A 26,456-nucleotide genomic window follows, 5' to 3' on the forward strand; every position below is an offset into this window, starting at 1 on the left:
CGAAAACCCCCAATATCGTTGCGCAGCGCGCCGCCGCATGCTTTGCTCCGCCCCGGCTTACTGGCAGCCGGCGTGGTGGTCTTCGCGAGCGTGAATTTTCCCTAGTGCGCTCGCATCCGAACTGCACACGCCGAGACTGAGGGAACGAATGGCTACCGAAGAACGAGCTTGGAGTGGATCAGCAGATGGTGAGATGGCGGACCAAGCCACTGGTGCATCTGTTGCATCTAAGGATGGCTTTACGTCGCGTCGTGTGTACGTGAGACCCCAGCTTCGCTACTTGGGCTCGGTGCGCCAGCTTACGCTGGGCGGAACCGGACGTCGGTCGGACGGACCCGCCATGGCGAAGCGGGTCTAAGCCCGGCTCCCTACGTTTCACAGGCGCGGAAAAGCTCGCGCTTGAGGTGATGGTTGTACCCGACCGCTCTTGCGCCGTCGAAGCTGGCAGAGACCGGCGTTCTCAGATACCCGCATGACGTCGTGCTCACGCGGCGCGCTCTGGCTGGGCCTATTTTTTATGCCGTCGAGGATGGAAGCGTCGTTGTCAGCTCGAAGCTAGCTCCGCTGGTTGCCGCTCTGCGCCGCCGTCCCATCATCTCGTCGCGGTATCTCGCATGGCTCCTGGCCACGGAGGCGCCGGAAGATCTGGCCTCCACGACCTACGAAGGCGTCTACCGCGTCCCCACGCATCACGTGGTTCATGTGTGGCCCGATGGCCGGCGTCAAAGTGCGCTCTGCACGCACGCCGTTTCGCCAGCCGATGGGATCACGGCGACCGAAGCCGCTCGAGAGATTCGCGCGCGCGTGATGCGCGTGGTCTCTCGCCACCTGTCGGGCAGGCGGCGGGTGGCGATCCTCGCGGGAGGCGGCGTCGACTCGAGCGCGGTCCTCGCGTCCGCCGTGGCCTTCGCGCGCGGCGCGCGAGGTCCCGAGATCGAAGCCATCGCGCTCCACTTTCGCGGCCCTGGGGATGATCGACCCTACATGCGGGAGCTTTGCCGCGCGCTCGGCATCGTACCGACCCAGGTTTCACCTTCCGCCGGTGGCTCGCTCGTACGACGCATGATGGTCCTCGATGGCGAGCCCGCGACCTCGCCGAACACCGCCTGCGAGGGCGCGGTGCTCCTCACCGCCCTTCAGCACGGGGCCGAGATCGCGATCGGCGGCGTCGGTGGCGACGACCTTTTCATGGGGAAGCCGGAGAGCCTCGCCACGTGGGCGACCGAGGGCGCGCCCCACCGCGCGATTCGAGCCGCCATTCGGTTGCGCGTCGACTGGCGAGATCCCGGCCTCGCGCAAGCGTGGCACTTCGTCGTGCGACCGCTCCTCGTCCGTCACGTACCGCACGCCGTTCGCAAGCTCCGGCGTCGTCTCCGGAGCAGGAGCAACTTTCCCTGGGCGCGCGGCGAGTTTCGATTCTGTGTGGACCGCGATCGCGATCCGCTGCTTACCCCGCCCGACTCCGCGTCCGCACGCTACACGCGCTTCGTCACGTTTCCGTATCTCATGGGAATCGTCGACGCGCGCGCGCAGGCTGCGGCGGATCTCGGGATCGAGCGGGTCGACCCTCTTCTGGACGACGAGCTCGTGGAGTTCGTGGCGAGCCTTCCGCCGCACCTTCTTCTGCATGGGGGGCGAACGCGTGGCCTCTTTCGCGAGGCGATGGAGGGGCTCGTTCCGGATGCGGTGCGCTTGCGGGTCGACAAGGCGTACTTCGAGCCTGCCATGGCAGCCACAGTCGACGCTGGCGGTGGCTTTCGCGCTTTGGATGACCTCGCCATGGTACGAAATTTGGAGCGACTCGGGTTCGTCGATGCAAAGGCCTTCCGCCGCGCGTTCGACGCGCTCGCGCGCGATCCCGAGGGGCGCGGCGAAGATTGGATCAACGTGTGGCCGACTCTGTCGGTGGAGGCGTTCCTTGCGGGCCAACCGTGATGCTAGCCTTCCGTCGATGACGGCGCCCTCCAACGTGCACTGGACCGGCGAGTTTCGCGAGGAGGGCGAGCTCTATTTTCGCGTCGGCCGCGATGGCGCTCGGTTCGTCGCGGAATGGTTGGGCGTCTGCACCCTGCACGCGGACGCGGATGGCACGGGGAGCGAGCTCGTTCCTGCGCCCGGCGCCGATCCCATGCTCGTCGACAAGGTGCATCGCGGTCTCGCCCGAGCGCTGGTGCGGCACCTGGAAGGAAAATTGACGCTGCACGCGTCCGCGTCTTCGTTCGGCGAGGTCGCGATCGCGTGCACGGGGGCGAGCCAGGCCGGCAAGTCGACCCTCGCGGCGAAGTTGGTCGCGGGCCACGGAGGAGAGCTCGTGGCCGACGACACGCTCGCCGTCGACCTCCGCGATGGCGCCGTCATCGTGCACCCGACGGAGCGATTGAGTTGGCTTCTACCGGACGCTTGCCGCGCGTTGGGCTCGATTCGGGAGGACGGTCTCGATGAACGGGGCTCCTCGGACGAGGATGACGGCGGATTGAAGTATCCCGTCGAACCCAAGAGAATCGCCGTGGGAGAGACGCGGCTCGCGGCGTTGGTGGTCCTCGTCTTCGACGATGCTCTCTCGGTACCGCGGCTGACCCGTCTGCGCGGGCTCGATGCCGTGAAACAACTGGTGGCGAGCGTCGTGCGCTTCGTCCTCGACGAGCCGGAGCGAAATCGGCGCGAGATGGAGCAGCTCGCCCGGCTGTCCGAAGCGGTTCCTATCTACGAGCTCGCGAGGCCGCGCGCGCTCGAGAAACTCGACGCAACGGCCGACGTTTTGCGCGAGCTCGCGCGTCATCGAGCTGGAGGTGCATAGTGGGGATCGACGCAGACGGCCGCGTTCTCATCGCTCAGAACGTGCATGTGCGCGAGTTCGACGGCGAGCTGGTGATCCTGGATCTCGCGAAGGGGGATTACTTCGGGATCAACGAGATTGGCGCGCGCCTTTGGCGCGGCTTGGAGATGGGGAAGTCTTGCGCGGAGCTCGCGCGGGATCTCGCCACCGAGTACGACGCCGACCCGGGTCTCCTTCTTGCCGATCTGGTGGCGCTCACCGATGACTTCATCGCCAAGGGATTGGTCGTGCCTCGCGCCAGCACCGGATGAGGAGACGGTTCGGGAAGCAAAGCCGACTCAACCGCTCGTGGATGAACGTGCGATGGCCATGCGCGTCGTATCGATTGCGTCATGGTCAAGTGCGAAGATCGCTTCGCCGTGAATGCCGATACCTAGGTAGGAGTCGAGCTCCTATTGACGTATTGGAGAGACGAGGTGGGCATTGCGAAGGTCGCTGCAATGAACGCCGTTGCCGTTCGGAGCAACGACAAGGCTGGCAATGATGAGCCGCGCGCGAATGAGGTCAACCTTTCGCTCGCGCGGGATGAGCGGTGACGACCATGGGGGTTCGCACGCGTCGTGTTTTCTTCCCGCGCTGCATGCTAATGTTGATCGTACCGAGGAGACGTCTTCATGAAGAACTTAGGTAGCCTAAAGTTGGTCATTTTCGCCGTGCTTGCGGGTGCTAGCGCCGGCGCGGGGCTCATGGTCGGTTGCGGCAGCGACGACTCCGTGGTCCATCCGCCTTTCGACGGCAGCATCGACGGCAACAAGCCCGATACCGGGCCCGTGGCAGACGCAGGGCCCGACGCGCGACGGGACTCAGGCATCCGTTACGATGCGGGGCCTCCGGTGTTCGAGTCGTACAGCCGGCAGATTACGAGCTTGTGGTGCCAGAAGCTTCAGGGTTGCTGCGCGCTTCCTCAAGGCTTCGATCTGAAACGGTGCGAAGACGTTTTCAACAACTCCGCCAACGTCGAGGGACCTGCACTCAATCGACCGCTCGCAAAATATTTGTATGACGGTGGAAATCCCAATATCGCGTTCAGCGCAACGAAGGCGCGGGAGTGCTTCGACGCCATCAACGATATTGGGTGTGGAGCTCAAAGTGCAGAGAGCTTCAAACGCATGTATGACATCTGCCTCGGTGCTGCCGAAGGCAAACTTGGCGCCAATGAATCGGGATGTGCAGGCTCGCCGGAGTGCAAACGGCCGAATCATTGCGAGAAGGTGGGAGACGCTTCCACGGGGGTGTGCTTAGGCCCGCGTGCGGAGGACGCTGGGTGCTCGCCCGCTGCCGACGACTACTACGAGCCGCAAGCCGAGTGCGGATACCTGATCACGGGTGATCCTCGATTCTGCGCCAACCTCGACACCTCCGCCGGAGCGGAAGTCGATGGGGGGCGGAACGTTTGCACCAAGCAAAGGCCGAACGGTGCCGACTGCAACGCAGCCGCAGAATGCGTGTCGGGTCTCTGCGGCAGCTCGTTGAAGTGCGTCGCGGCAGACAACATCGGCACGGAAGACGTCTGCAAATTCTACATTCCTGACGCAGGCGACGGCGGCTGATTGACGCGTCGCCGGTGAAGACCGTCGACACCCTTCGAAGGGCGCTCGCTTCGATCGATCGAGTCGGCGCCCGATGGGCCTTCGGTTATACGCTTCTTCATTTGACCGAGCGCGTTGTCCTGGTGGGCATCGCGCTTTGGTTTTTGCGTGGAAGTCGTATCCAAACGGCGCTCTTGGCGGGGGCGCTGGGGGCGCTGGTGTTGGTGCGGGCGGCGGTGCGCGCAGCGTTGATGCGCCACGTCGAGGCCGATCTCCATGGCCGGGTCGTCGACAAGCTCCTGGAAGGTAACCTGCTGTCGGCGAGTGCCGTGCGGGATGATGATCCCGAGGCATCACTCCTCGACGGCATCGTGAGCGGCTCGCGGTTGCTGGGTGAGATCGTTCCCGAGCTGGCGGCGGATCTGCTCGCGACCATCGGTATCTCCGTGATTCTCTTGTTCGTCGAGCCGGCACGGCTTCTGTACGTCGGCGGTCTGGCCATGGTCTTCGCGGGTGGGGGAGTCCTCGCCGCCCATCGCATCGCACGGCGTGAGGAGGAGCGCTCTTGGTCCGCGTATCGTCCCGTGATCGACGGGCTCGTGGCGGCAATTGGAGCGCGTCTCGAGATCGTGGCCAACGGTGTATCGGATTCGTTTCGCGAGGAACGGCACGCCGAGGTCGAGCGCTGGAAGCGAACGACGTTTCGCTCGTTCGCGCTGGTGTCTTTGGCGTCGCGGTTGCCCATTGGGGTGGCGGTCGTGGTGGTGGGGACCGTCGTCCTGTTCGAGCGTTCGTTGCACGACGAGCTATCTGCGACGATCTTTGCTCACGCCGCGCTGTTTGGTGCTTCCCTTCCGGCGATCGCCAGCCTCGGGCGCAATTTGTTGGAGGTGACGCGTCAAGGTGTGCACTTCGCGACGCTCGCCTCGCTGCTTGAAGCGCCCTCGCTTCCATCTGGAACCGGGCAATACGCGGTAACGCTTCCCGCGAGCATTGCATGGCAGAACGTGTCGGTTCGTTATGCCGGATCGCCGCGGAACGCTGTCGCGGATATCTCGATGACCTGGGAGCCGGGGACCGTGTTGATTCTCCGCGGGCCGAACGGTTCGGGAAAGTCGACGCTGCTGCGTAGCTTGCTCGCGGTCATGTTGCCCGCGGAGGGGAGCCTTCGATGCGCGGATCGCCGTTTGGATGAAACGGATCTGCACGAGTGGCGGAGGTCGATCGCTTACTTGGCGCAGCGGCCGTTTCTTCCGTCACGAGGAAATGTGCGAGAGGCCTTTGCCATCGTGGCCCCGGAGGCGGACGAGGAGACCGTCGAGCGTGCGTTGCAGCGCGTGGGGCTCCTCGATGTGCTGCGAGGTCGTATGCCCGACACTCCACTCGCCGCAGACGTCGGCGCGCTCTCGGTTGGCGAGCGGCAGCGGCTCGCCTTGGCGCGCGTGCTCGCGAACGAGAAGCCGCTCGTTCTGCTCGACGAGCCCGATGCGAACCTGGATCGCGCGGGCGTCGAGCTTCTCGCGGATATCGTTCGGGAGCTCGTACGCGACGGAAGTATGGTCGCCATTGCGGCGCACACGGACGAGATTGTCGCGCTGGGCGACCACGTCGTGACGCTCGAGCGTGGTCGCATCGTTTGATGCACGAGTTGCGCTACGGCAGCTCGAAAAGAGCCGAGATGACTCCGCTCTTACCAGGGGTCCCTGGGGTGCCGCGGGTCAATTCATCTGTCACTCCGGGGACGGGAGCTCCGCCGGGTCCACCCATTCCGCCGCTGACGCCGACAGCTGCGATGGTGATGCCATCGTAACTGGCGGCTGTTCGCGCGGGCCGACCGTCGATGGTCAGAGCGCTGCTGGTGAACAGAATGCCGACAGACAAACCACCGGCACCACCGGCACCGCCACCGCCCGAGCCTCCGGCTCCTCCGCGCCCGCCCGGGCATGCGTGCTCGTCGCTCCCGATGCCGCCTGCGCCGCCCGTTTGTCCCATCTGTCCTCCTCCTCCGGTTCCACCGATTCCTGCCGTGTCGGCCGAGAACCTACTGTCGCGGATCGTCACGTGCGCGCCGAATGCGATGAGCGCGAGGCTCGAACCGCCGCTCAAACCGCCGGAACCCCCAACCCCGCCACAACCTCCCGCGCCGCCGCTGGCGCCCCACCAAAAGCCGACAGCTGTACCGAGATTGGAGCCGCCTGCGCCACCCCCGCCTTGCGCCACGCCTCCCTTTCCTCCGGCACCGCCGGGGTCCGCGTGCCAGCCGTTCGCGTCCAGCACTCCATATCGCGTTGCGGGTTGGCCCGGTGCACCGCCCGAACCATTGGACCCCGTATGTGCGGCCGGATTGCAGCGGTCTACTCCGTAGTCTGCGCCGCCTGCGCCGTCGGTGCTGGTATCGGGGTGTGGAGTCGGCATGACGGGAGATCCTGCTTGCCCTCGCCCTTCGGACGCGCCACCTCCGCCGATGCTCTCTGGGCAAAGATCGTTTGCTTGATAAATCGGTTGGGGAAATCGCCGAAACTGCGCGCCCTTGCCATTTGGCGCGACGGCCGGATTGAATGTTCCGCCTTCCGCAGGACCCGATTCACCATCTCGACCGGCTCCAGCCGTGAACGACGTGCGCGTCAGGCTCACGGTGCTGTTCGCGATGAAGCCCGCGATGCTCGACGCGCCCTTTCCCGAAGCGCTCGGGGCTTCGAAATCCAAATCGGCCACCGCGACGTCTTTTGCGTTTGCGATGTGAAGCGCGATGCTGCCGGGGGCACTGCGGATCGTTGCGCGCTTGCCGATGTAGGCCCACGTTCCACAATCCAACCCACCGAAGTAGCTGAGGGCGCGCGGATGGGTGATGGATCCCTCGTAGACCCCTTCGCAGAAGTAAATGCGGGAGGTGGCGGACTCCACTCGTTGAAGAGCGGCTGCGATACTTCGGACGGGCTTCGCTTTCGTTCCTGGATTTGCATCGTCTCCCGTGGGCGAAACGAAAATTCCCACGCGGTCGACGACGCACTCCGGATAACCCTTTGGCTCCGATGGTCCGTAGCAAGGTGCGGGGATCACGAGCGGACCGGGCCCGCCATCGGTGGTAGGCTTGCTCTCCGAGCCCCCGCCGCAATGTGCGGACGCGATCACCATTCCGATCGCGAGCGCTCCCGCGGAGCCAAGTCTGCATCGTGCTGCCGTCCTCGTTTGCACGTGCTTCGCGTCTCGCATGCTTGTTCCTTCGGCCCATCATCGCTGCACGTTGCGTCGATCAAAAGTAGAGTCTGGCCTTGCAGGGACCATGGACGGCTCGGGTGTTCCCGGACCCGATTGGCGCGGTGCGAGCGAAGTTGCGATGGATGTTGATACGTCCTTCACCGACGCAAGCCCCCGCTGGTGCCTGCAACGCCGCGGCGGCCGTGCCGTCTTTTCCGACATTGCCCGCTTTGCCGCGGGTCGATTCGGATGCGCTGGGGGCAGGAGCGCCGCCGTTGCCGCCGTCTCCGCCGTCTCCGCCGTCTCCGCCGTCTCCGCCGTCTCCGCCGTCTCCGCCGTCTCCGCCGGATTTTGCTGTCGTTCCCGGGTTGGTGTCATCCCCCACGGGCCATACGAAAATGCTGATGCCGTCGACCGCGCACTCCGGATGATCCTTCGGCTCCAACGGGGCCATGACAGGCGCGTGGATCGTGATGGGATCCGGGCCATCGTTGCTTCCTTTGCCGGCTTTGTTCTCCGAGCCGCCACCGCCGTGTGCGGACGCGATGACGATCCCCGTGGGGACCACCCCTGCGGTGATCCCGGCCGATTCCAAGGTGCGCCGCGCCGTCGTGGCATTTCGCTGGCGTTGCGCGTTTTGCATGTTTTCGGCTACGTGCGGCCGCAAGTTGCGTCTCGTTACGGTGCTGCGTGTTGCTCCACCTTCGGGCACGCCGTGGTGACGGGGGCGCGTGACGCTGGGCGGATCTCCACCGACTCGGGTGCGCCGTAAGCCGCAATCCATGCGAAGTGCTCGTACGCGCACGGGGTCACCACCAGACGCGCGGCGCCGGCCTTGCGGAGCGCATAGCCTTGCTCCAGTTGCGCGCTTCGTGATTCTTCGACGCCGCGCTGCGCCGAAAACAGGTTCCACATGTCCGAGCGCGCGGCGCTCCACGCGAGGCCCGCGCCTGCAACCGCGGCCGTCGCCGCTGCCGCGCGCCAGGATGCTCGCCGTGTCATCCGCATCACCAGCTCGTGCGCGCCGTCGACGCCGAACGGGGCCAAGATCCACCAGATCGACACGAGCGCACGCGCGGCGTGGTGCGTCGGTGCGCCCTCTTGCGTCTCGCCGTAGACGAGGAACGCCAGGACGGACAGCGACGTCACCAGCGGCAGCGTCCAGCGCGCACGCACCGTCGGTGCGACCGCGAACGCCGCGAACCCTGCGAGCGATACGAGCAGGATCTCCGGCGCCTCGAGCAGCGCGCGCGGGTACACGGCGAGCTTCTCGCCCAGTGGCGCGCCGGCCGCGCCGATGGCATGCCGATACGCCGTGACGCGTGCGACGAAGTGGGTCGCGCTCCCGTGTGCGTGAAGGTTCCACGCCATCCACGCCACGCATCCGGCCACCGGCAGCAGCGCGAACGCCACGTTCTTCGCCTGCGTGCGCACCGCCCATTCACCTGGCACGAGCCGCCCCGTCGCCCGCGCCGCGCGCACGACCGCCACGATCCGCGCGAGCGCCACCACGCCACACGCGGGCCACACTTCGTACCGCGACAACGACGCGCACACGAGCACGGCACTGACCGCCACCCAGCATCGTCGCCCCGCCGCCCCCGCGCCACACGCCTGCGCGCCTATCGCCGTTGCAGCAACGAACGCCCCCGTAAACCCCTCCGGCACGGTGGTCGCGCCCAACCACGCATTCCACGGCGACGCCATCGCCAGCGCGATACCGGCCATCGCCGCAATCCGCCCGACCCCCGCGGCACGCAACGCCCTATGCGCGAGCACTGCACCGACGCCGCTCATGCCCAGCGCCACTGCCCGCGCCACATCGAGCGAGCGCCCGAACGCCATCATCGCGCCCCCCGTGACCCAGAACGGGAAGGGAAGCCAACTCGTCCCACTCGGATCGAGCCGCGGCGCATGCGCGAATTGCTCGGCGATCACCGTGCGCGCAAAGTCATCATCGGAAATATGACTCAGTCCACGCGCGACGAGCCAAACCCCGAACCCCACCTTCAACGCAAAAACAACGACCGCATCGACACCGCCGCCACGCAGCCACCCACCACGCGCCCGCAGCGCCTCATCCCCGGCGCCGCCCTCGTCCGTCACCGCCGCCTCGACGGCACCCTCCGGCGCCCGCAGCGCCTCATCCCCGGCGCGGCCCTCGTCCGTCACCGCCGCCTCGATGGCACCCTCCGGCGCCCGCAGCGCCTCATCCCGGGCGCCGCCCTCATCCCTCACCCCCGACGCCCCGACGGTGCCCTCACCCCGCCACTCACCCCGCGCGTCGCCGCCACCGCCATCCGGGCGCTCATGCCCGCCACGCACAAGATCGCGACTACTTCCCGCCCGACGACGATGCAGGAGCCGGCGCTTCCGGCGCTTTGTCCGTCGCGCCGGGGTTGTCGCCCGCGGGTGGCGCGTCCTTCGGCTTGTTCTCCTTCGGACGCGCCGTGCCCTTCTCGGCGCGCTTCTTCTCTTCCGCCTGCACCTTCGCGCGGATCGAGCGGTCGCCCGAGGACGACAGGTATGCCAGCGAAACGCTGGTAATCATGAAGATCGCTGCGCAGATGGATGTTGCGCGGGTCAAAATATTACCCGCCCCACGACCGCCGAAGACTTGGGCAGCGGCGCCGCCGCCGAACGCCGCCCCCATTCCGCCTCCGCGCCCCTGTTGGAGCAGCACGACGAACATGAGCACCAGGCACACGAACACGTGCACAATTTGGAGAAGTGTCTCGATAATCGACGATTGCATAGTGGTTCCGGTTACTTAGCGGCTTGGGGTCGACGACGGGTGTCGCTTACCGTGCGAGGGTTTCGGCCGCCTCCGCGATAGCACCGAATGAGGTGGCGTCCAAGCTCGCGCCGCCGATCAGCGCGCCGTCGACATTGGGTTCGGCCAGGAGCGCCTTGGCGTTGTCCGGTTTGACCGAGCCGCCGTAGAGAATACGGGTTCGCTTGGCTAGCTCAGCCGATTTTTCGGTGAGCCATTTGCGAATGGCGGCGTGGACCTCTTCCGCCTCGGCCGGGCCCGCGTTCTTGCCGGTTCCAATCGCCCAAACCGGCTCGTAGGCGATGGCGACCGCCTTGTCCGTGCCGGCGCCCGCAAGAATGATGTCGAGGAAGGCGCGGACCTGACGGCCCACCACCGCCAACGTTTCGCCAGCCTCCCGCTCCGCCAAGGTCTCGCCGACGCAGACGATGGGGAGCAGCCCGAATTGAAGCGCCGCCGCGGTCTTCTCCGCGACGGAGGCGTCGGTTTCGCCGAAGAGCTGGCGCCGCTCGCTGTGGCCGATGATCGCCCACGTGCAGCCGCTCTCCACGAGCATCGGCCCGCTCACCTCACCGGTGAAGGCGCCTTTGTCCTTGGAGTGGATGTTCTGCGCCGCCAGGGCCACCCGTTTGCCCTCGCACTCGTGCGAGCACGCGGCCAGCACGGTGTACGGAGGGGCAATCACCAGATCCACGTGCGGGACCCGCTGCGCGATTTGCGTGCAGTCGATCGCGAGCGCAAGGCCGGTGCCCCCGCCGTGGAACATCTTCCAGTTGCCTGCGATGAGGGGGCGAAGTCCCGGTCTCACTCGGGCCTCCGCAGCACCTCGATGCCAGGGAGCTTCTTGCCTTCGATGAGCTCCAGCGAGGCGCCGCCGCCGGTGGAGATGTGGCCCATCTTTTTGGCGACGGCATCCCCCGCGGCGTAGACGGCGGCCGCGCTGTCGCCGCCGCCCACCACGGTGAAGGCCGAGGATTCGGCCAGCGCACGGGCGACGCCGAAGGTGCCGGCCGCGAAGGGCTCCTTCTCGAAGAGCCCCATGGGGCCGTTCCAGAAGACCGTCTTGGCCTTGACGAAGCGTTGGGTGAAGTCGCGCAGGGAGCTCGGGCCGATGTCGAGCGCCATGGTTCCTTCGGGAACGGCGCCGGCGTTGACCACTTGGCCGGAGCTGGCCCCCAAGGAGCCCGCGACGACCACGTCCGTGGGGAGCACCACGTCGACCTTGAGCTCGCGCGCCTTCTCGAGGATGGTGCGCGCGAGCGGCAGCTTGTCGGTCTCGATCTTCGAGGCTTGCAGGTTGAGGCCCTTGGCCGCGAGGAACGTGTTGGCCATGGCGCCCCCGATGAGCAGCGCGTCGACCTTTTGCAGCAGCGCTTCGAGCACGGCGATTTTGTCGGAGACCTTGGCGCCGCCGAGCACGGCGACGTAAGGCTTGTCCGGGGCGGTCACCAGCTTGCCGAGCGCCAGGATTTCCTTCTCGAGGAGGAAGCCGCAGCCGCGGTCGCGGAACGTCTTGGCCATGCCGTGGACGCTCGCGTGGGCGCGGTGGACGGCGCCGAATGCGTCGTCCACGTACACCTCGGCGTGCTCGGCCAGCTCGCGGGCGAAGGCTTCGTCGTTCTTCTCTTCTTCGGCGTGGAAGCGCAGGTTCTCGAGGAGACAGACTTGCCCGGCCCGAAGATCGTAGACGACCTTCTTGGCCGCGTCGCCCACACAGTCCTCGGGCATCATCACCTCGGTGCCCAAGAGCCCCGCCAAGTGCGAGCCACAGGGCTCGAGCGAGAGCTTCTTCAGCTCGGCGTCGGTCATCTTGCCGGGCTTGGGGCGGCCGAGGTGGCTCGCCAGGATGACCCGCGCCCCGCGCTCGAGCGCGTGCTTGATGGTGGGCAGCGCTTCGCGGATGCGCGAGTCGTCGGTGATGGCGCCGTTTTCATCGAGCGGGACGTTGAAGTCCACGCGGATGAAGACGCGCTTGTTCTCGATTTCCAGATCGCGGATGGGCCGGATCCCTTCGAGGTAACCTTCCATGGCGACCCCGGCTCAGAGCGACTTGGCGACGAGCTGCGAGAGCTCGATCATGCGGTTGGAGAAGCCCCACTCGTTGTCGTACCAGCTGAAGACCTTGGCGAAGCGCTCGCCCATGACCTGCGTGATGGTCGCGTCGAAGATCGAGGAGTGCGGATCGCCGATGAAGTCGCTGGAGACGAGCGGCTCCTCGGTGTAGCCGAGGATCCCCTTGAAGGGGCCTTCGGCGGCTGCCTTCATCGCCGCGTGGATGGCGTCCTTGGTGATGGGCTTCTCGGTCTCCACCGCGAGGTCCACCAAGCTCACGTCCACCGTGGGGACGCGGATCGCCTGGCCGTCGAACTTGCCCTTGAGGGCCGGGATGACCTCGGACAGCGCCTTGGCCGCGCCCGTCGAGGACGGGATCATGTTGACGGCCGCCGCGCGCGCGCGACGCAGATCGCCCTTGCGGTGCGGGATGTCCAGGACCGGCTGATCGTTGGTGTACGAGTGGATCGTGGTCATCAAGCCGTGCTTGATGCCGAACTGATCCAAGAGGACCTTGGCCACCGGCGCGAGGCAGTTGGTGGTGCACGAGCCGCACGAGATGATGTGGTGCTCGGCCGGCTTGTACTGCGCCTGGTTCACGCCCAGCACGATGGTGACGTCGTGGTTCTTGGCGGGGGCGCTGATGATGACCTTCTTGGCGCCTGCATCGATGTGGGCCTGGGCCTTCTCTTTGTCGGTGAAGAGCCCGGTCGACTCGATCACGATGTCGACCCCCAGGGCCTTCCACGGGAGCTTCGCCGGATCCTTCTCGGCGAGGATCTTCACGTGCTGGCCGCCGATGTCGAACGCTCCCTCGACCGCCTTGGCGCGATGCTCGGCACGGCCGTGAATGGAGTCGTAGTTGTAGAGGTGGGCCAAGGTCTTTGCGTCGGCCAAGTCATTGACCGCCACTACCTCGAGGTCCTTCACCTGGCGCTCGTTGAGCGCCCGCACGATGCACCGCCCAATGCGACCGAAGCCGTTGATGCCGATCTTTACCGTCATGGAAAAGCTCCCTTGTCCTCGACCACGCTCCGATTTAGCCGGAGATTACCGTCCTAAAACACCGAACAGGTCGACCCCCGTCGGCCCGCGGATTCCTTCGCATGACTGCTCGGAAATCCTCGGAATCCTTGGTCCGTCAACCTGTTTTGGTGCTCTGGGGCCCGCAACGTAGTCTCATGCTGCGGGCCGAGCAAGGGTCGCTGTAACGTTACGCGTCGGACACGCCTGTCACGACGGCGTATCAACCCGACGTTGCGGGTTTCGGCGGGCCGCCGAAAATGCTAGCGACCTTGCGCTTCTCTTTGGCGGCCTTTTCCTTCTCCGCGTAGGTGGGGATGATCACCCGGTCGCGCTTGGGGAGCTCGCGGCCATCGAACACGGCCGAGATCTCTTCGGAGTCGAGCGTCTCGCGCTCGATGAGGGCGTTGGCCAAGGACTCGAGCTTCTCTTTGTGCAGCGCGAGCAGCTCGTACACCTTCTTGTATTGATCGCCCACGATGCGGCGCACCTCTTGGTCGATCTCCACCGCGGTCTGCTCGGAGTAGTCCTGCTGGCGCGAGCCGTAGTCGCGGCCCAAGAAGACTTGCTCTTCCTTCTTGCCGTAGGCCAGCGGGCCGAGTTTTTCGCTCATGCCCCACTCGCACACCATCTTGCGGGCGATGTCCGTCGCCTTCTCGATGTCGTTGCCCGCGCCGGTGGTGAGCCGCCCGAAGATGATCTCCTCGGCGATGCGGCCGCCCAAGGCCACCGCGATGCTGGACTCCGCCTGCTCCTTGCTCAGGTTGTGGCGATCGTCCTTCGGCAGGTACCAGGTGACGCCCAGGGCCGGGCCGCGCGGGATGATGGTGACCTTGTGCACCGGATCGTGGTGGCTGATGAGCACCGAGATGAGCGTGTGCCCCGCCTCGTGGATGGCGGTGTTGCGCTTCTCCTCGTCGCTGATGACCATCGAGCGACGCTCGGTCCCCATGTAGACCTTGTCCTTGGCCATCTCGAAGTCGGTCATCGAGACGGCGTCCTTGTCCTGACGGGCGGCGAGCAGCGCGGCCTCGTTGACGAGGTTCTCCAAGTCGGCGCCCGAGAAGCCCGGGGTGCCGCGCGCGATGGTCTCGAGGTCGACGTCGGGTGCGAGCGGGGTCTTCTTGGCGTGGACGCGGAGGATGGCTTCGCGGCCGCGCACGTCGGGACGGGTGACCGTGATGCGGCGGTCGAAACGACCGGGGCGCAGGATGGCCGGGTCGAGGACGTCGGGGCGGTTGGTGGCCGCGATGATGATGACGCCCTCGTTGGACTCGAAGCCGTCCATCTCGACCAGGAGCTGGTTCAGGGTCTGCTCACGCTCGTCGTGACCACCACCGAGGCCCGCGCCGCGATGACGGCCGACGGCGTCGATCTCGTCGATGAAGATGATGCAGGGCGCGTGCTTCTTGCCCTGCTCGAACAGATCGCGCACGCGGCTGGCGCCCACGCCCACGAACATCTCCACGAAGTCGGAGCCCGAGATGCTGAAGAAGGGCACGCCCGCCTCGCCGGCGATGGCGCGTGCGAGGAGCGTCTTGCCCGTGCCGGGGGGCCCGATCATGAGCACGCCCTTGGGGATGCGGCCGCCCAGGCGCTGGAACTTCTTCGGGTCCTTGAGGAAGGCGATGATCTCTTCGACCTCGTCCTTGGCCTCGTCGACGCCCGCGACGTCCGCGAACGTGACCTTGTTCTGCGAGTCGCTCAGCATGCGCGCCTTGGCCTTGCCGAAGCTCATGGCCTTGCCGCCGCCCGCCTGGAGCTGGCGCATGAAGAGGAAGAACATCACGCCGATGAAGAGCATCGGCAAAAGCGTGATGAGGGTGCTCGACCAGAAGGGCGAGGCGTCCTCGCGCTCGAACGAAATCTTCGGCGCGGGGGCTTCCTTCGAATCCGGCTTGAGGGTCGAGAGCAGGGCTTCGTCCGCGAGGGGGCCGACCGTCTCCTTCTGCACGGTGGCCTTGGTCGCGTCGCCCGTGTGAACGCGGAAGATGTACTCGCGCTCTTTGATCTTGATGTCGTCGACGTGGCCGGCGTGTACCTCGTTGAGGAACTCGCTGAACGCGACGGGCTGCCTTCTGTCTTCGGGGCTGAGAAACTTCCAGATCGCCAAAAACATGATGATCAGCAGCACCCACAGCAGCAGCGTTTTATGCGATTGCTTCACGTTTTTACCTCGAAGGCCGGCCAGAAAAAGAGTCCATTAACGAGTACCATCGAACCAACGACGCATCCACGGGGAACGCGGGATAGCAGAAAACACCGGGACATCAGTCTTCGGGAACGGGGTGCCTTGGTCGCCGTGCGGAAGGGGTTTCCCGCACGGATGCCTCAGCGGTCTCGGACCAAACGTGCGTCCGATCCGCCATGGCGACAAGGCCTCCAGGCAGTTGGATGCGTGTGGCGCGCGATTGGGTCCTGCGGAGTTCGTTGAGCGCAATCTGCGTCGCACGCGGCAGGGGATAGGCGTGTCCACGCTCCGCTGCAGCTTCGCCAAGAGGAGCGAGCTCGTCTGCTAAGTCGCAGAGATATTGGACGATTTTTGGGTTGAGGTCCCGCAGGACCGGCATGAGCTCACGGCGCACCCGCGCCCGCGCGAAGCGTGGGTTGGCGTTGGATGGGTCATCGGCATAGGGGATGTCGTGACGCGTTATGTGTGCGTCAATGGTTGTGCGATCGGCGCGGATCAGCGGGCGAATGCGCCCTTCGGCCTTGGGGGGCAACACCGCCAGACCGGCCGGACGAGATCCTTGGAGCAAGCGCAAAAGAAACGTTTCGGCGCGATCCTCGGCATGGTGAGCCGTGGCAATCACGGAGGCTCCAAAAGCAGAGGCGGCATTTTCCAACGCGTGGTAGCGCGCTTCGCGGGCGCGCGCCTGCAAGTTGCCGCCGGGATCCAGCCGAACGGAGGCCCGCTCGAATGGAATGTTCAAGGAGAGCGCGAAGGTTCGCGCGGTGTCGAGCTCGCGCCCGGCCTCGGGCCTTAGACCATGGTCGACGCCAAAGGCGAGCAGGCGGTAGCGCGCCCGGGGCTCGCGCGCAAGAAGGCTCATCACGTGCAGGAGCGCCATGGAGTCACGGCCCCCGCTGATCGCCAGGACCACGGCGTCGCCCGGTGCGAGGAGCTCCTCGTGCGCGATGGTGCGGCGCGCGAGGGTGAGCAAGGTCGGCGGGTGCGACGGGCCGCTCATCGGAGCTCGAACTCCTTGCAGAAGGTGATTTCCGCCTCCGGAGCGATGGGGGTCGCTCCTTCGCCCGCGCCGGTGAGGGCGCTGCGGCGCGGGGCAGGGGGGTAGCCGTGGGCGCATTGGTGCGAATCTAGGAAGTGAACGCAGTCTTCGCAGGCGAAGCGGAAGGCGAATCGCTGCGCTTCTTCGAGCAAGCGGGGCTCGACGCGGGTCTTCACGAGCGATGCCGCTCCAAAAGGACCACCGTTTCGAGGTGGCTCGTCTGCGGAAAGAGCTCGAACGCCTCGATGGCGCGGGGCCGGTAGACGGGCGCGAGGATCGCGAGATCGCGGCCGAGGGTGGCAAGGTCGCACGAGACGTAGAGGACGAAGCGGGCGGGCTGCGCGCGCAAGCGTTCGGCCACGGCGCGCGCGCCCGTTCGCGGCGGATCGAGCACCAGGAGCTGAAGCGACTTGGGCAGGGCGTAGCTCGAGGCATCCGCGAGAACGACCTTGGCCGCGAGCGAACGCGCGCTCAGGTTCTCTTGCGCCGCGCGGCAGGCGTCGGCGTTGGACTCCACGGCCACGGTTTGTGCGTGGGGGATGCGCGCGAGGAGCACCGTGAAGTTGCCCGCGCCGGCGTAGAGCTCGACGACATTGGTGCGATCGGTGGCCGCCGCCATCGCCTCCGATGCGAGCTCGGCGACGCGCTGGGCGAGCTTATGGTTGCCCTCCTCCGATGCTTGGGCAAAACCGCCCACGGCGAGCCGGAGGGGCGAGCCGTCGGGGCCGCGCATCCACGGGGTGGGATCGCCGATGATGGCGGGGCGGGTGGCCTCGCCGCATACGATGCTGGCGCCCGCCAGGCCCGCGGGCGAGAGGGCGCGCTCGAACCGCGCGTACACCTCCGGGGGCAGCACGGAGCTCCAGCGCACGGCCAGCACGTGGGGGCGCTCGCTCGCCGCGGGATGGCCCAGGGCGAGTTCGACCTCGCCGGTGCCGTGGGCGCGCTCGAACAGCGCGCCGAGGCCGAGGCGCGCGCGCTCGAGGCTCGGGTGGAGCACGCGGCAGGCGTCGACCTCCACCGGATCGTGGCTCGAGGGCGCGTGCATGCCGACGATGGCGCGTCCTCCGGAGGCGCGCACGTGAACGCGGGCCCGGGTGCGGTAGCCCAGCTCGCGGGTGACGGCGGGCACGGCGCGAACGTCGGTCTCGCGCCAGGCTTCGGGGAGGGCCGCGCGAAGTTGCTCCAGGTGGATGCGGGTCTGCGCGTTGGTTGTAAGATGCATCCAATTGCAGCCGCCGCAGCGCTGGGCGTGCGGGCACGCGGGATCCACGCGATCGGCGCCGGGGCTGAGCACGCGCTCGAGCTGGCCATGTGCGGGGCGCGAACGAAAGTCGACCTTGGCCTCGATGCGGTCGCCTTGGGCGGCGCCGCGGACGAAGACGGCGCGCCGTTCACCGGCGCGTTCGACGATGGCCACGCCATCGCCACCGGGCGCGACCTCGACGATGGCGAGCTCCATGGCCGGATCGAGGGAGCGCGCGCTTCGCATTTTCTTTCGCGGTGTCTGCACGGCCCTTCCTTAGCGCATGTTCTGCCCGGCGCCGCTCCTTTGGGCGATCCCGAGCTACCGGCAGGCCAGAACGGCGTATCCGCCGGTGGGATCGTGATCGGTGAGGGTGCGGGCGGTGGCCCAGACGACGGCCACGCGGGTGTCGGTGGCGGTGATGGCGAGGCGGCCGTCGCGCACCTGCTTGAGCGAGGGGACCCGCGGGTTTCGTGCGAGCTGCGCTTCGCGGAGGAAGGTCGGCTGGTCGGTCGTCATTTTATCGTAGGCGACGATGGTGATGGCGTCGGGCTGCTCCACGGCAAAGAAGGCGTGGGCCTTCTGATAGGCCACATCGGCGAAGAGGACCTTGCCGGCCGCCTCGGTGTTGAAGCTCTCCTCGACCTTCGGCGCGGGGGTGCCGAGCTCGAAGACGCGGAAGAGGAGCGATTGCCCGACCGCGGAGCCGTCGCTGGCCACGACCACGCGCGTTCCTTGTGCCGCCAACGAGCCCCAGGCCCCCAGCATTTCCACGGGGGCGGGGAGGCTCGACGGGTTGGTGCCGGCGGCGGCCATCTGCAGGCGAAGGATGGGGAGCTTTCCGCCGTCGGGCGGCGGGTTGGCGCCTGCGTCGCCCGAGGGCGCACCGCTGCTCGAGGCGACGAGCCAGGCGGAGAGCTTGTCGCTGGTGGCGACCCAGGCTTCACCGTGGGGGGCGCTCCCGCCGAAGGGGATGGGCGCGGCGGTGAAGCGCGCATCGGCCGCGGCGGTCACGATGGCTTGCCCGTTTTTGAGCGCCGCCACATAGAAGCCGTTCGCGCGCTCGCTGACGGCCACCGCGTGCGCGGGCGAGAGCGCGAGCTTGGCGCCGTTGAAGCTGGCGCTCGTGTCCTCGGCCGATTTGGTCACCGTTCCGGAGCTGTCGAGGTTGAAGAGATCGAAGCCCGATTTTTCGTTGCACGTCGCGCGCGCGACCACCGCGAGCCCCTGGCCCGCTTGGCCGCCTTGCCCGGGGGCGTAGGCGAGACCGACCGCGTCGGCTTCCTCGGAGGTGGCGCAGCGGCCGGGGAGATCTTTCGTGGTGATCCGGCCCATGCCGCCGCCGGGATCGAGCGGGATGAACGTGAGGCGCGAGAGCCCTTGGATGGCGTCGTATTCGCGGTAGGCGATCAGGAAGCCGCGCTCGGTGGGGACGATGGCGGGCTGGCTGACGATGGTGCCCGAGAGTCCCAGCGGGTTGCCGAGCGGGCCGGCGCCGAGGAGCTCGAGCGAGCACCCTGCGCCCACGCTGGGTTGGCCGTTGTCGTTCGAGGGGGCGCACTGCGCGTTGGTGCACACGGTGCCTTCGCCGCACCCGGGGGAGGGCGGGTTTTTCACGTTCAAGGCGATGGTGACGTCGTGGCTATCGCCCACGTCGACCGAGGTGCAGCCTGCCGCGAGGACGCTGCAGTTCTCGCCCTTGGCGACGGCCGCGAACGCGTACGAGCCGCGCGCCAGATCGCCGATGGCCGGGCGGGTGGGGCTGTCCCTGCGGAAGGCGGCGCGCGCGGTGGCGCCGGCGATGGGGATGCCGGCCGCGAGCTGTTCGTCCGTCGGACATGCCGCGTTGGCAAAGACGCCGATCTCGTACCACGCCGTTTGATCGCGGATGCCGGCGGGCGCGCGAAGGGTGAACGAGACCTCCGGCTTGCGGTCGCACGCCGCCCCTCCGACCACGGCGATCGCGCATGCGGCGACGAGAAAGACGCAAGGTCCGCGGAAGGCGCTCACGGTGTCATGGTCACTTGCTGGATATTGAGCTCGTCCGCCGCGACCGTCGTCCTTTGCGTCTTGGTGACGGGGGGGTTCGACGTCTTCAAGGTGAGCCGATGTTCGCCGACCGAGACGCTTTGCCGGTAGATGGGCGAGGCGCCGAGGGGCTTGCCGTTGTCGAACACTTCGTCGCACGGACTGGGCTTGCAGATCACCGTCAGGAGGCCCGTTTTCTCGGCGCGCCGCTCCACGGGACCGCTGTTTACGCGCGTGGGACCGTCGCTCTTCGCCAGGTCCGAACGGGTCGTCTCCGACTTGGGCTTGCCGCCCGGCGAGGTGGGCGTCGCCGCCGGCGACGTGGCAATCGGCGCGGGGGCCGCGCTCGCCGAAGCCGCCGCCGCCGATCCGCCGGCGCCCTTGCCCGTCGGATCGGCCGAGGGAGCCGGCGGCGCGGGCGCCGCGGGTTTGTCGTCCAGCGCGGGCGCGACAGGCTCCGTCGCCTTGGTCGTCGGGGCGATGGCGGCCGTGAACGCATCGCGCGCATTGCCGAACGGGCCTTGCGCGCCGGCGCTCGGCGGCGGAAGCGCCGTGGACTTTTCCGTCCCCGCGCCTGCCGCATTGGCCGCGCTTTTGTCCCCCACCAAGGTTCCGGAGAGGAGCACATAGATGGCGCCCACGAACAGGAGCGCCAGCAGCCCCGAGCCGAGCGCCACCACCCACATGGGGATGCCTTGCTTCGCCGAGCGTGCGGTCCGCGTTCGGTTGTCATGGTCCGGCGGAGCGACCGGCGGCGGCTGGGGAGGAGCGCCCATGGATGCCGGCCAACGCGGATCCGGCGCGGCCGCGGGGGCGAGCCCGAGCTCGGGCATGAAGGGGTTCGGCTGCGCGGGCACCGTGGGCTGATGGGCGAAGTCGCCCGGGAAGGGGCTCTGCTGCGGAAGGGCGAACGGTGAGGCCGCCGCCGGCGCTTGATCGGCGAAGGAGACGCGGGCATCGGGGACGTGAAAGGGATCCACCGGGCGCCCCGCGGCAGGGAGCGGCACCTGCCCCGGCTGCGTGGTGACCGCCGCGTTCTCTCCGGAGCGCGAGCCCTTGGCGACGAGGGTGTCGTCGTCGTCCAGCTCCTCGCCGCCTTGGTAGCCGAAGTCGGGGAGCGAGCCTTGCAAGGTTGGCCCATCGTCGTACGGGCGAACGCTGGTGGCCGGCGTTTCGAGGGACGGTGTCTCCGCGGTTCGGAGCATGCCTTGCTCGCGGCGCGCGGGCACACCCGCCGCCGGCCTCGGCGCCGGGAGCCGCGCGGGTCCGGGGCTCGAGACCTTGGCGTCGGGTTGGAAGGCCGGGTGCAGACCGTGATCGAAGCTGGAGACGCCGCCCTCGGGCAGGCGAAGGCTCTCGACATTGATGGTCTGCGTCACCTCCGCCGCCCAGCGCAGGTGCGCTTCGCGCTTCTGGATCCGCTCGGCGAAGATGGATTGAACGTAGGACGCCACCTCGTCGCTGGCGATGAAGAGCCCGCGCCGCATGAGCAGCGACTGCAGCGCGCGGGAGAGCTCGCGGGCGGTCTTGAAGCGCTCGTTGCGGTTGCGCGCGAGCACCTTCATCACGATCTTCTCGAGATCGATCGGGTAGCCGCGCACCAAGGTGCTCGGACGCGGGACGTTGCACTCTTGCACCTTGGCGAGGGTGTCCAGGTCGTTGTCCATGCGGAAGAGGCGCTGCCCGGTAGTGAGCTCCCAGAGCACCACGCCCAGCGCGAACAGATCGGTGCGCCGGTCGATCGGCTCGCCGTGCACCTGCTCCGGCGACATGTACGCGAGCTTGCCCTTCAAGGTGCCCGCGCGCGTGTTCGAGATGCGCGAGGCGAACTTGGCGATGCCGAAGTCCACGACCTTGGTGGTGCCGTCGTAGGTGACGAACAGGTTGTGCGGCGTCACGTCGCGGTGGACGAGCTGCAGCTTCTCGCCGTTCTTGCCCACCAGCTCGTGGGCGGCGTGCAGCCCTTCGGCGGCGTCGGCGATGACCCGGCACGCGATCTCGGGCGGCATGGGGGTGCCCAGCTCCTCGGTGCGGCGCATCAACTCGCGCAGCGGCTCGCCGTGCAGGTACTCCATGGCGATCCAGTAGCAGTCCTCGTGCTTGCCCAGCTCGAAGACGGTCGCCACGTTGGAGTGCGAGATGCGCGCGACGATGCGGGCCTCGTCGAGGAACATCTGGACGAACGACTCGTCCTCCAAGAGGTGCGCGTGGATCTTCTTGATGGCGACCCACTTCTGGAAGCCGCCGAGACCATCCATGCGCGCCAGGTGCACGCTGGCCATCCCGCCGATGCCAATTTCGTCGACCACCCGATAGCGGCCGAGAAAATACGTCCCCGCCCTCGGATCCGACGCAGCGCCGCTCCCACCGCCGCCCGAGGAGGCGCTGTTACCTGTGGAATCGGGACGGTGGACGCGATCGTTCGGCAACGTCTGGGATCTCCTTCACGGTGAGGCTTGAGCTTGCAGGCTTTGAACTTGGACGGGCGTGACGGTGACTTGGTCCGAGGGACGCAGCAGGAAATACGCGCCCGCGCCCGCCCCCGCGAGCACCGCGCCGCCGAGGATGTACGGCCAAGGCGTGGACCAGAAGCCCTTCGAGCTCGCCCCGCGGTCCTTGTCCGCCTTGTCGGCAGCCGGCGGGGGCGCGGAGAAGCGCGCGTCGATCACCCCCGCGCGGGGCATCTTGGCGACGGGGGCCGGGGGCGGCGGGACGGCCTCGGGGGCCAGCGGGATCGGTCCCTTTTGCGCGACCTCGCCCGGGGCGGCGCCGGTGACGTGCACTTGGATTTCGCTCGCCACTAGCTCGTTGCCGTGATCATCGAGCCCGCTGGCGCGCACGAACAAATGGGCGCCCTCGGTGGCCATCTTCTCGGGGACGTCGAAGCTCACATGCCCGCCCGCCGCTTGGTCGATCGTGTATCCGTTGGTCAGCCCGTCGCTCACGTGGAGCGCCGCGCGCAGGAGCACGAGCGCGCTCGGGCCCGCGGTGCGCGCAGGGTGCGAGACCAGCGATACCTCGACGCGAAAGGGACGTCCCGGCGGGATCTCGGAGGGGGCCTCGGCGCGGATGGACGGGGCTGGAAAGCGCTGTCTTCGTGCCGCCTCGGCGACGCGGGCGGCCTTCTTTCCCGCCTCCGACGGCACGCGGAACGAGGGATCGAGCGAGGCGGCGATGCGAAATGCGGCGGCCGCGTGCTGCGGCTTGTTCAACACGGCCCGGGCGGAGCCCAAGTAGATGTACGCCTTCAGAAAGTCTTTGCGTCCAAGGCCGCCCTTTTCGATGGCCTCTCGGAGCTGCGCTTCGGCGACGTCGAAGTCGCCGCGTCCCCATGCGGCTTGCCCTTGGTCGAAGGCCGCCGCGCCGCGGGCCGGCGGCCGAGCATCGCCGGGCGGATCGACGCTCTTGGGCGCCGCACCGGTCGCGGTGGGCGATTGCGCATGGACGGCGCCATTCCCCATCAGGCAAACGGCAAGGACCGCTCCCGCGCAACGCGCACAGAACGTCTGAAAATCTCGCACGATTGAAATCTCTACGGGAAGGTTATCGAGCCTGCCCCAACCACGCAAGCGACGCTACGTCGCGCATGGCGTGATACGGCGGAGCTCTACCCATGGCGCGGCTTGCCGCACCTCGCTGCGCTGGACCTGCAGGATGCCGGACCTACGCCGCGCCGGACGCAAACCGCTGCGCGCAGACGGCGGAGCTACGGGAAGGGTTGCCCAGGCTTTCCGCGCTCGAAGTAGAACTTGAAGCGGCCCTGCAAGTGCGCGCGACAGCGCGGCGGAGGACCCAAGCCGCCCGGGCAAATCTCGCGTGGATCGACCAGGTACACATCGAAGTTGCCCTCGCTCAAGCGCTCGGCCGCCTTCGTCTCGTGGGGCACGGCGTTGAAGAGATGGTTGAACGTGATGGTGCTGTAGCCGAGGCTCGGGGGTGTGGACGCACCGCCGTCCACTGAAGCGCCGCCGTCCACTGCGCCACCGCCGTCGGTGCCTCCATCGCCGCCTGGGGGCGGCGGGGGTGGTGCGGATCCTTGGCACGCGGGCACCGGGAAGTCCTCGCCCCCCGGCAGCGCATTGCAGGTGCCATCGGGGTTGAGCGATGCGACGGCCACGGCGTTCAGCGCGATGTTCTGCGTGCGGCACGTTCGCTGAAGGTACATGGTCATGTGCACGGTGGCCGGATCGGGATCGGGGATGACCGGGACGCCCGGCGGGGTGACCCCCACGGGGAGGCCGACCTTCAGCGGCTGCCCCAGCTTTCCGGGCTTGCCGCGATCCCCGCGGATGTCGTGCACGTCGTCGACGAGGATCATGACGCCGTCGCTGAACGTCTCGAAGTCGCCGCCCTTTTGAATGCGCAGCTGCAGGCTGTCGCGGTACGGAACGCCGGCGTAGAAGTCGGGCGCGAGATCGAAGTTGCCCGACCAACAATTGGCGACGTTGACCGTTCCTCGGATGGAGCCTTCCCCTTCACCGATGGATGCGCACGCGGGCGCGAGCACCACACCGAGCAGCGCGGTCGAGACGGCGACGGGAACGAGTCCTCGAAAGAGCCTCATGCGGATATCCTAGGGTAAGCGAGTCGTGTCGTTCGTTCTAGATCGGACCTCGCCAAGAGGCCACAACGTCCGAGCCGCCGATGACGATGACGCCGATGCTGCCGAAGACCGCCGAGGTAGCCGCTGGCGCCGCGGGTCAAGCCGGATCCGAGAGCGCCTGAAGCTCGGGGCCCGCATCGCGCAGCTTCGTGGCGACGCGCAGCCGTCCGCCGCCGAGGACGCGGTCGCCGTCGTAAAACACCGCGATTTGCCCGGGGGTGAGGGCGAGAACCGGCTCGCGAAAGGTGAGACGGGCCGAGCCGGGCTCGGGGGCAGACGTGATGCTCGCGTCGGCGCCGGGGTGGCGGTAACGAATGCGCACGCGCGCGGTGAGCGGCAGGGCGACGCCGGGGGCGAGGACCACGTCATCGAGGTACGCGCCGGTGGCGGCGAGGGCGCGCTCGTCGCCCAAGTGCACGGTGTTGGTGGCCGCGTCGATTTGCGTGACCCAGATGGGGCGGCCCAGCGCGACGCCGAGGCCTTTGCGCTGGCCTACGGTGAAGCGGTGCACGCCCCCGTGCTCTCCGACGGTGCGCCCGGCGTCGTCGACGATGGGCCCGGGCCTCACGCGGTGCGCGCTGCGCTCCTCGACGAAGCGCGTGTACGCGTGCTCGCCGCCGCCCACGAAGCACAGCTCCTGGCTCTCGCCTTTGCTGGCGCCCGGGAGCGCGCGCGCCAGCGCTTCGGCGCGCACCTCGGCCTTGGTGCTCTCGCCCAGCGGAAAGACCAGGCGTTCGAGCTTGGCGCGAGGCGTGGCGTAGAGGAAGTAGCTCTGGTCCTTCTTCTCGTCGCGCCCCGTGAGCAAGTACGGCGTGCCGTCCGCGTCGCGCCCGACGCGGGCGTAGTGGCCGGTGGCGACGGCGTGCGCGCCCAGGCGATCGGCGATGGCAAAGAGCTCGGCGAGCTTCACCTCGCGGTTGCACGTGGTGCACGGGCTGGGTGTCTCGCCGGTGACGTATGCATCGACGAAGGGCGCCACCACCTGCTCGGCGAAGAGCGCGCGCCGGTCGAAGGTGTAGTGCGGGAACCCGAGCGCGTCGGCCGTGCGCCGCGCATCGTATTGATCTTCGGGGGCGCAGCAGCGGCCGTGGCCGCCTTTGGCGTCGGGATCGTCGGGGTAGTCCCATAGGTGCAAGGTGACGCCGACCACCTCGTGCCCCGCATCGTGCAGCCGCGCGGCGGCCACGGCGGAGTCCACCCCGCCGCTCATGGCCACGACGATTCGCTGGCGCTCCTTCATGGCGCGCGTTGTAGCACCGAAGGTCGCGCGCGCCCTTACTCTTTGATGCCCGTGCGCCGCAGCTCGCGCGCGATCGCCTCGATGGCGCGCGCATGGAGGCGGCTCGCCCACGACTTGGAGAGCCCGATCTCGGCGGCCGCTTGCTCGAAGGTCACGCCGTCGAAGTAGTGGCGCTCGAGCAGGGTGCGCTCGTTCTCGGGGCGCTTGTCGATGGCCGCGCGGACGCGGTTCATGAGCTCGGCGTGCGCAAAGGCCTCCTCGGGCGACTCCGTGTCCGGGTGGATGATCTCATCGAGGCCCTGCGTTTGCGGCGCCAGGAACGCCGCGGCCATGGCCATCGCCATGCTGGCCAGGGCGTCGTCCAACTTTTCATCGGCGGCCTCCGCGCCCTTGGGTGGGTTGGCCGCCAGCTCCTCGGCCACCACCTCTTGAATGCGGTCGCCGGCCTCCAAGGCGCGGAGCTTTCGGTAGACCCGGCGGGGGAGCGAGCCATGGGCGCGGGCCCCGTCGATCATGGATCCGCGGATGCGCAGGCTCGCCCAGCGCAAGAAGGGGATGCCGCGCTCGCGGTCGAAGCTGCGGGCGGCGTCCAGCAGACCTTCGCGACCAATCGCCTCGAGATCTTCGAAGCCGAGGCTCGCGCCCAGGTGTTGGTGCATCTGACGCGCCAGGCTCACAACCAGCGACATGCCTTCGAG

21 protein-coding genes and 1 pseudogene are annotated in these 26,456 nt (G+C 67.7%); 6 read left to right on the plus strand and 16 right to left on the minus strand.

Going from position 1 to position 26,456, the window contains the following annotated elements:
• Positions 1–480: 480 nt before the first annotated feature.
• The 6 genes and pseudogenes from LZC94_08925 to LZC94_08950 all read left to right on the plus strand — a co-directional run bounded on the left by LZC94_08925 (position 481) and on the right by LZC94_08950 (position 6,382).
• Positions 481–1,935 carry an asparagine synthase C-terminal domain-containing protein gene (locus tag LZC94_08925; GenBank protein WXB17392.1) on the plus strand — a complete coding sequence of 485 codons (1,455 nt, stop codon included), beginning with the start codon at positions 481–483 and terminating at the stop codon, positions 1,933–1,935.
• A 16-nt stretch (positions 1,936–1,951) separates the two neighbouring features.
• Positions 1,952–2,797: a hypothetical protein gene (locus tag LZC94_08930; GenBank protein ID WXB17393.1), complete on the plus strand. Its 846-nt coding sequence runs from the start codon at positions 1,952–1,954 to the stop codon at positions 2,795–2,797.
• Positions 2,797–3,087: a PqqD family protein gene (locus LZC94_08935; GenBank protein ID WXB17394.1), complete on the plus strand. Its 291-nt coding sequence runs from the start codon at positions 2,797–2,799 to the stop codon at positions 3,085–3,087. Before LZC94_08930 ends, LZC94_08935 begins: the two co-directional genes overlap by 1 nt.
• A 387-nt stretch (positions 3,088–3,474) precedes the next feature.
• A complete protein-coding gene (locus tag LZC94_08940) occupies positions 3,475–4,386 on the plus strand; it encodes a hypothetical protein (GenBank protein ID WXB17395.1) in 912 nt (303 codons plus the stop codon).
• Between the two features lie 14 nt (positions 4,387–4,400).
• Complete coding sequence (locus tag LZC94_08945) at positions 4,401–6,005, plus strand: ATP-binding cassette domain-containing protein (protein ID WXB17396.1); 1,605 nt, start codon at positions 4,401–4,403, stop codon at positions 6,003–6,005.
• 251 nt (positions 6,006–6,256) lie between these two features.
• A pseudogene (locus LZC94_08950) lies at positions 6,257–6,382 on the plus strand (energy transducer TonB).
• A 1,236-nt stretch (positions 6,383–7,618) separates the two neighbouring features.
• Here LZC94_08950 and LZC94_08955 read toward each other — a convergent pair.
• From LZC94_08955 to LZC94_09030, 16 genes are all read right to left on the minus strand, one after another.
• Positions 7,619–8,206: a hypothetical protein gene (locus LZC94_08955; protein WXB17397.1), complete on the minus strand. Its 588-nt coding sequence runs from the start codon at positions 8,204–8,206 to the stop codon at positions 7,619–7,621.
• A gap of 35 nt (positions 8,207–8,241) precedes the next feature.
• Entirely contained in the window at positions 8,242–9,888 is a 1,647-nt protein-coding gene (locus LZC94_08960) for a hypothetical protein (protein WXB17398.1), read from the minus strand.
• Between the two features lie 10 nt (positions 9,889–9,898).
• Positions 9,899–10,318: a preprotein translocase subunit SecG gene (secG, locus tag LZC94_08965; protein WXB17399.1), complete on the minus strand. Its 420-nt coding sequence runs from the start codon at positions 10,316–10,318 to the stop codon at positions 9,899–9,901.
• 46 nt (positions 10,319–10,364) lie between these two features.
• Positions 10,365–11,144 (minus strand): triose-phosphate isomerase, encoded by a 780-nt coding sequence (tpiA, locus tag LZC94_08970; GenBank protein WXB17400.1) that lies wholly within the window; start codon positions 11,142–11,144, stop codon positions 10,365–10,367.
• A complete protein-coding gene (locus LZC94_08975; protein WXB17401.1) occupies positions 11,141–12,364 on the minus strand; it encodes a phosphoglycerate kinase in 1,224 nt (407 codons plus the stop codon). Before LZC94_08975 ends, tpiA begins: the two co-directional genes overlap by 4 nt.
• 12 nt (positions 12,365–12,376) lie before the next feature.
• Positions 12,377–13,393 carry a type I glyceraldehyde-3-phosphate dehydrogenase gene (gap, locus tag LZC94_08980; GenBank protein ID WXB17402.1) on the minus strand — a complete coding sequence of 339 codons (1,017 nt, stop codon included), beginning with the start codon at positions 13,391–13,393 and terminating at the stop codon, positions 12,377–12,379.
• A gap of 241 nt (positions 13,394–13,634) precedes the next feature.
• On the minus strand, positions 13,635–15,578 hold the full coding sequence (gene ftsH, locus LZC94_08985) for an ATP-dependent zinc metalloprotease FtsH (protein ID WXB17403.1): 1,944 nt from the start codon (positions 15,576–15,578) through the stop codon (positions 13,635–13,637).
• Positions 15,579–15,681: 103 nt separating this feature from the next.
• On the minus strand, positions 15,682–16,602 hold the full coding sequence (gene tilS, locus LZC94_08990; protein WXB17404.1) for a tRNA lysidine(34) synthetase TilS: 921 nt from the start codon (positions 16,600–16,602) through the stop codon (positions 15,682–15,684).
• Positions 16,599–16,817 (minus strand): hypothetical protein, encoded by a 219-nt coding sequence (locus LZC94_08995; GenBank protein WXB17405.1) that lies wholly within the window; start codon positions 16,815–16,817, stop codon positions 16,599–16,601. The genes tilS and LZC94_08995 overlap by 4 nt, the downstream gene beginning before the upstream one ends.
• On the minus strand, positions 16,814–18,154 hold the full coding sequence (locus LZC94_09000) for a methyltransferase (GenBank protein WXB17406.1): 1,341 nt from the start codon (positions 18,152–18,154) through the stop codon (positions 16,814–16,816). The genes LZC94_08995 and LZC94_09000 overlap by 4 nt, the downstream gene beginning before the upstream one ends.
• 54 nt (positions 18,155–18,208) lie before the next feature.
• Positions 18,209–19,897, minus strand: coding sequence for a hypothetical protein (locus LZC94_09005; protein WXB17407.1), 1,689 nt, complete (start codon positions 19,895–19,897; stop codon positions 18,209–18,211).
• Positions 19,894–22,344, minus strand: a complete 2,451-nt coding sequence (locus LZC94_09010) for a protein kinase (GenBank protein WXB17408.1) — start codon at positions 22,342–22,344, stop codon at positions 19,894–19,896. Before LZC94_09010 ends, LZC94_09005 begins: the two co-directional genes overlap by 4 nt.
• Positions 22,345–22,359: 15 nt before the next feature.
• Positions 22,360–23,376 (minus strand): hypothetical protein, encoded by a 1,017-nt coding sequence (locus tag LZC94_09015; protein ID WXB17409.1) that lies wholly within the window; start codon positions 23,374–23,376, stop codon positions 22,360–22,362.
• Positions 23,377–23,621: 245 nt separating this feature from the next.
• Complete coding sequence (locus LZC94_09020; GenBank protein ID WXB17410.1) at positions 23,622–24,479, minus strand: hypothetical protein; 858 nt, start codon at positions 24,477–24,479, stop codon at positions 23,622–23,624.
• A gap of 136 nt (positions 24,480–24,615) precedes the next feature.
• Positions 24,616–25,758 (minus strand): tRNA 2-thiouridine(34) synthase MnmA, encoded by a 1,143-nt coding sequence (gene mnmA, locus LZC94_09025; protein WXB17411.1) that lies wholly within the window; start codon positions 25,756–25,758, stop codon positions 24,616–24,618.
• A gap of 35 nt (positions 25,759–25,793) precedes the next feature.
• The gene (locus tag LZC94_09030) at positions 25,794–26,447 is read right to left on the minus strand and encodes a sigma-70 family RNA polymerase sigma factor (protein WXB17412.1); all 654 of its coding nucleotides are present in this window, start codon (positions 26,445–26,447) and stop codon (positions 25,794–25,796) included.
• Positions 26,448–26,456: the final 9 nt, after the last annotated feature.

This window comes from Sorangiineae bacterium MSr11954 (assembly GCA_037157815.1).
GTDB lineage: Bacteria > Myxococcota_A > Polyangia > Polyangiales > Polyangiaceae > Pendulispora > Pendulispora albinea.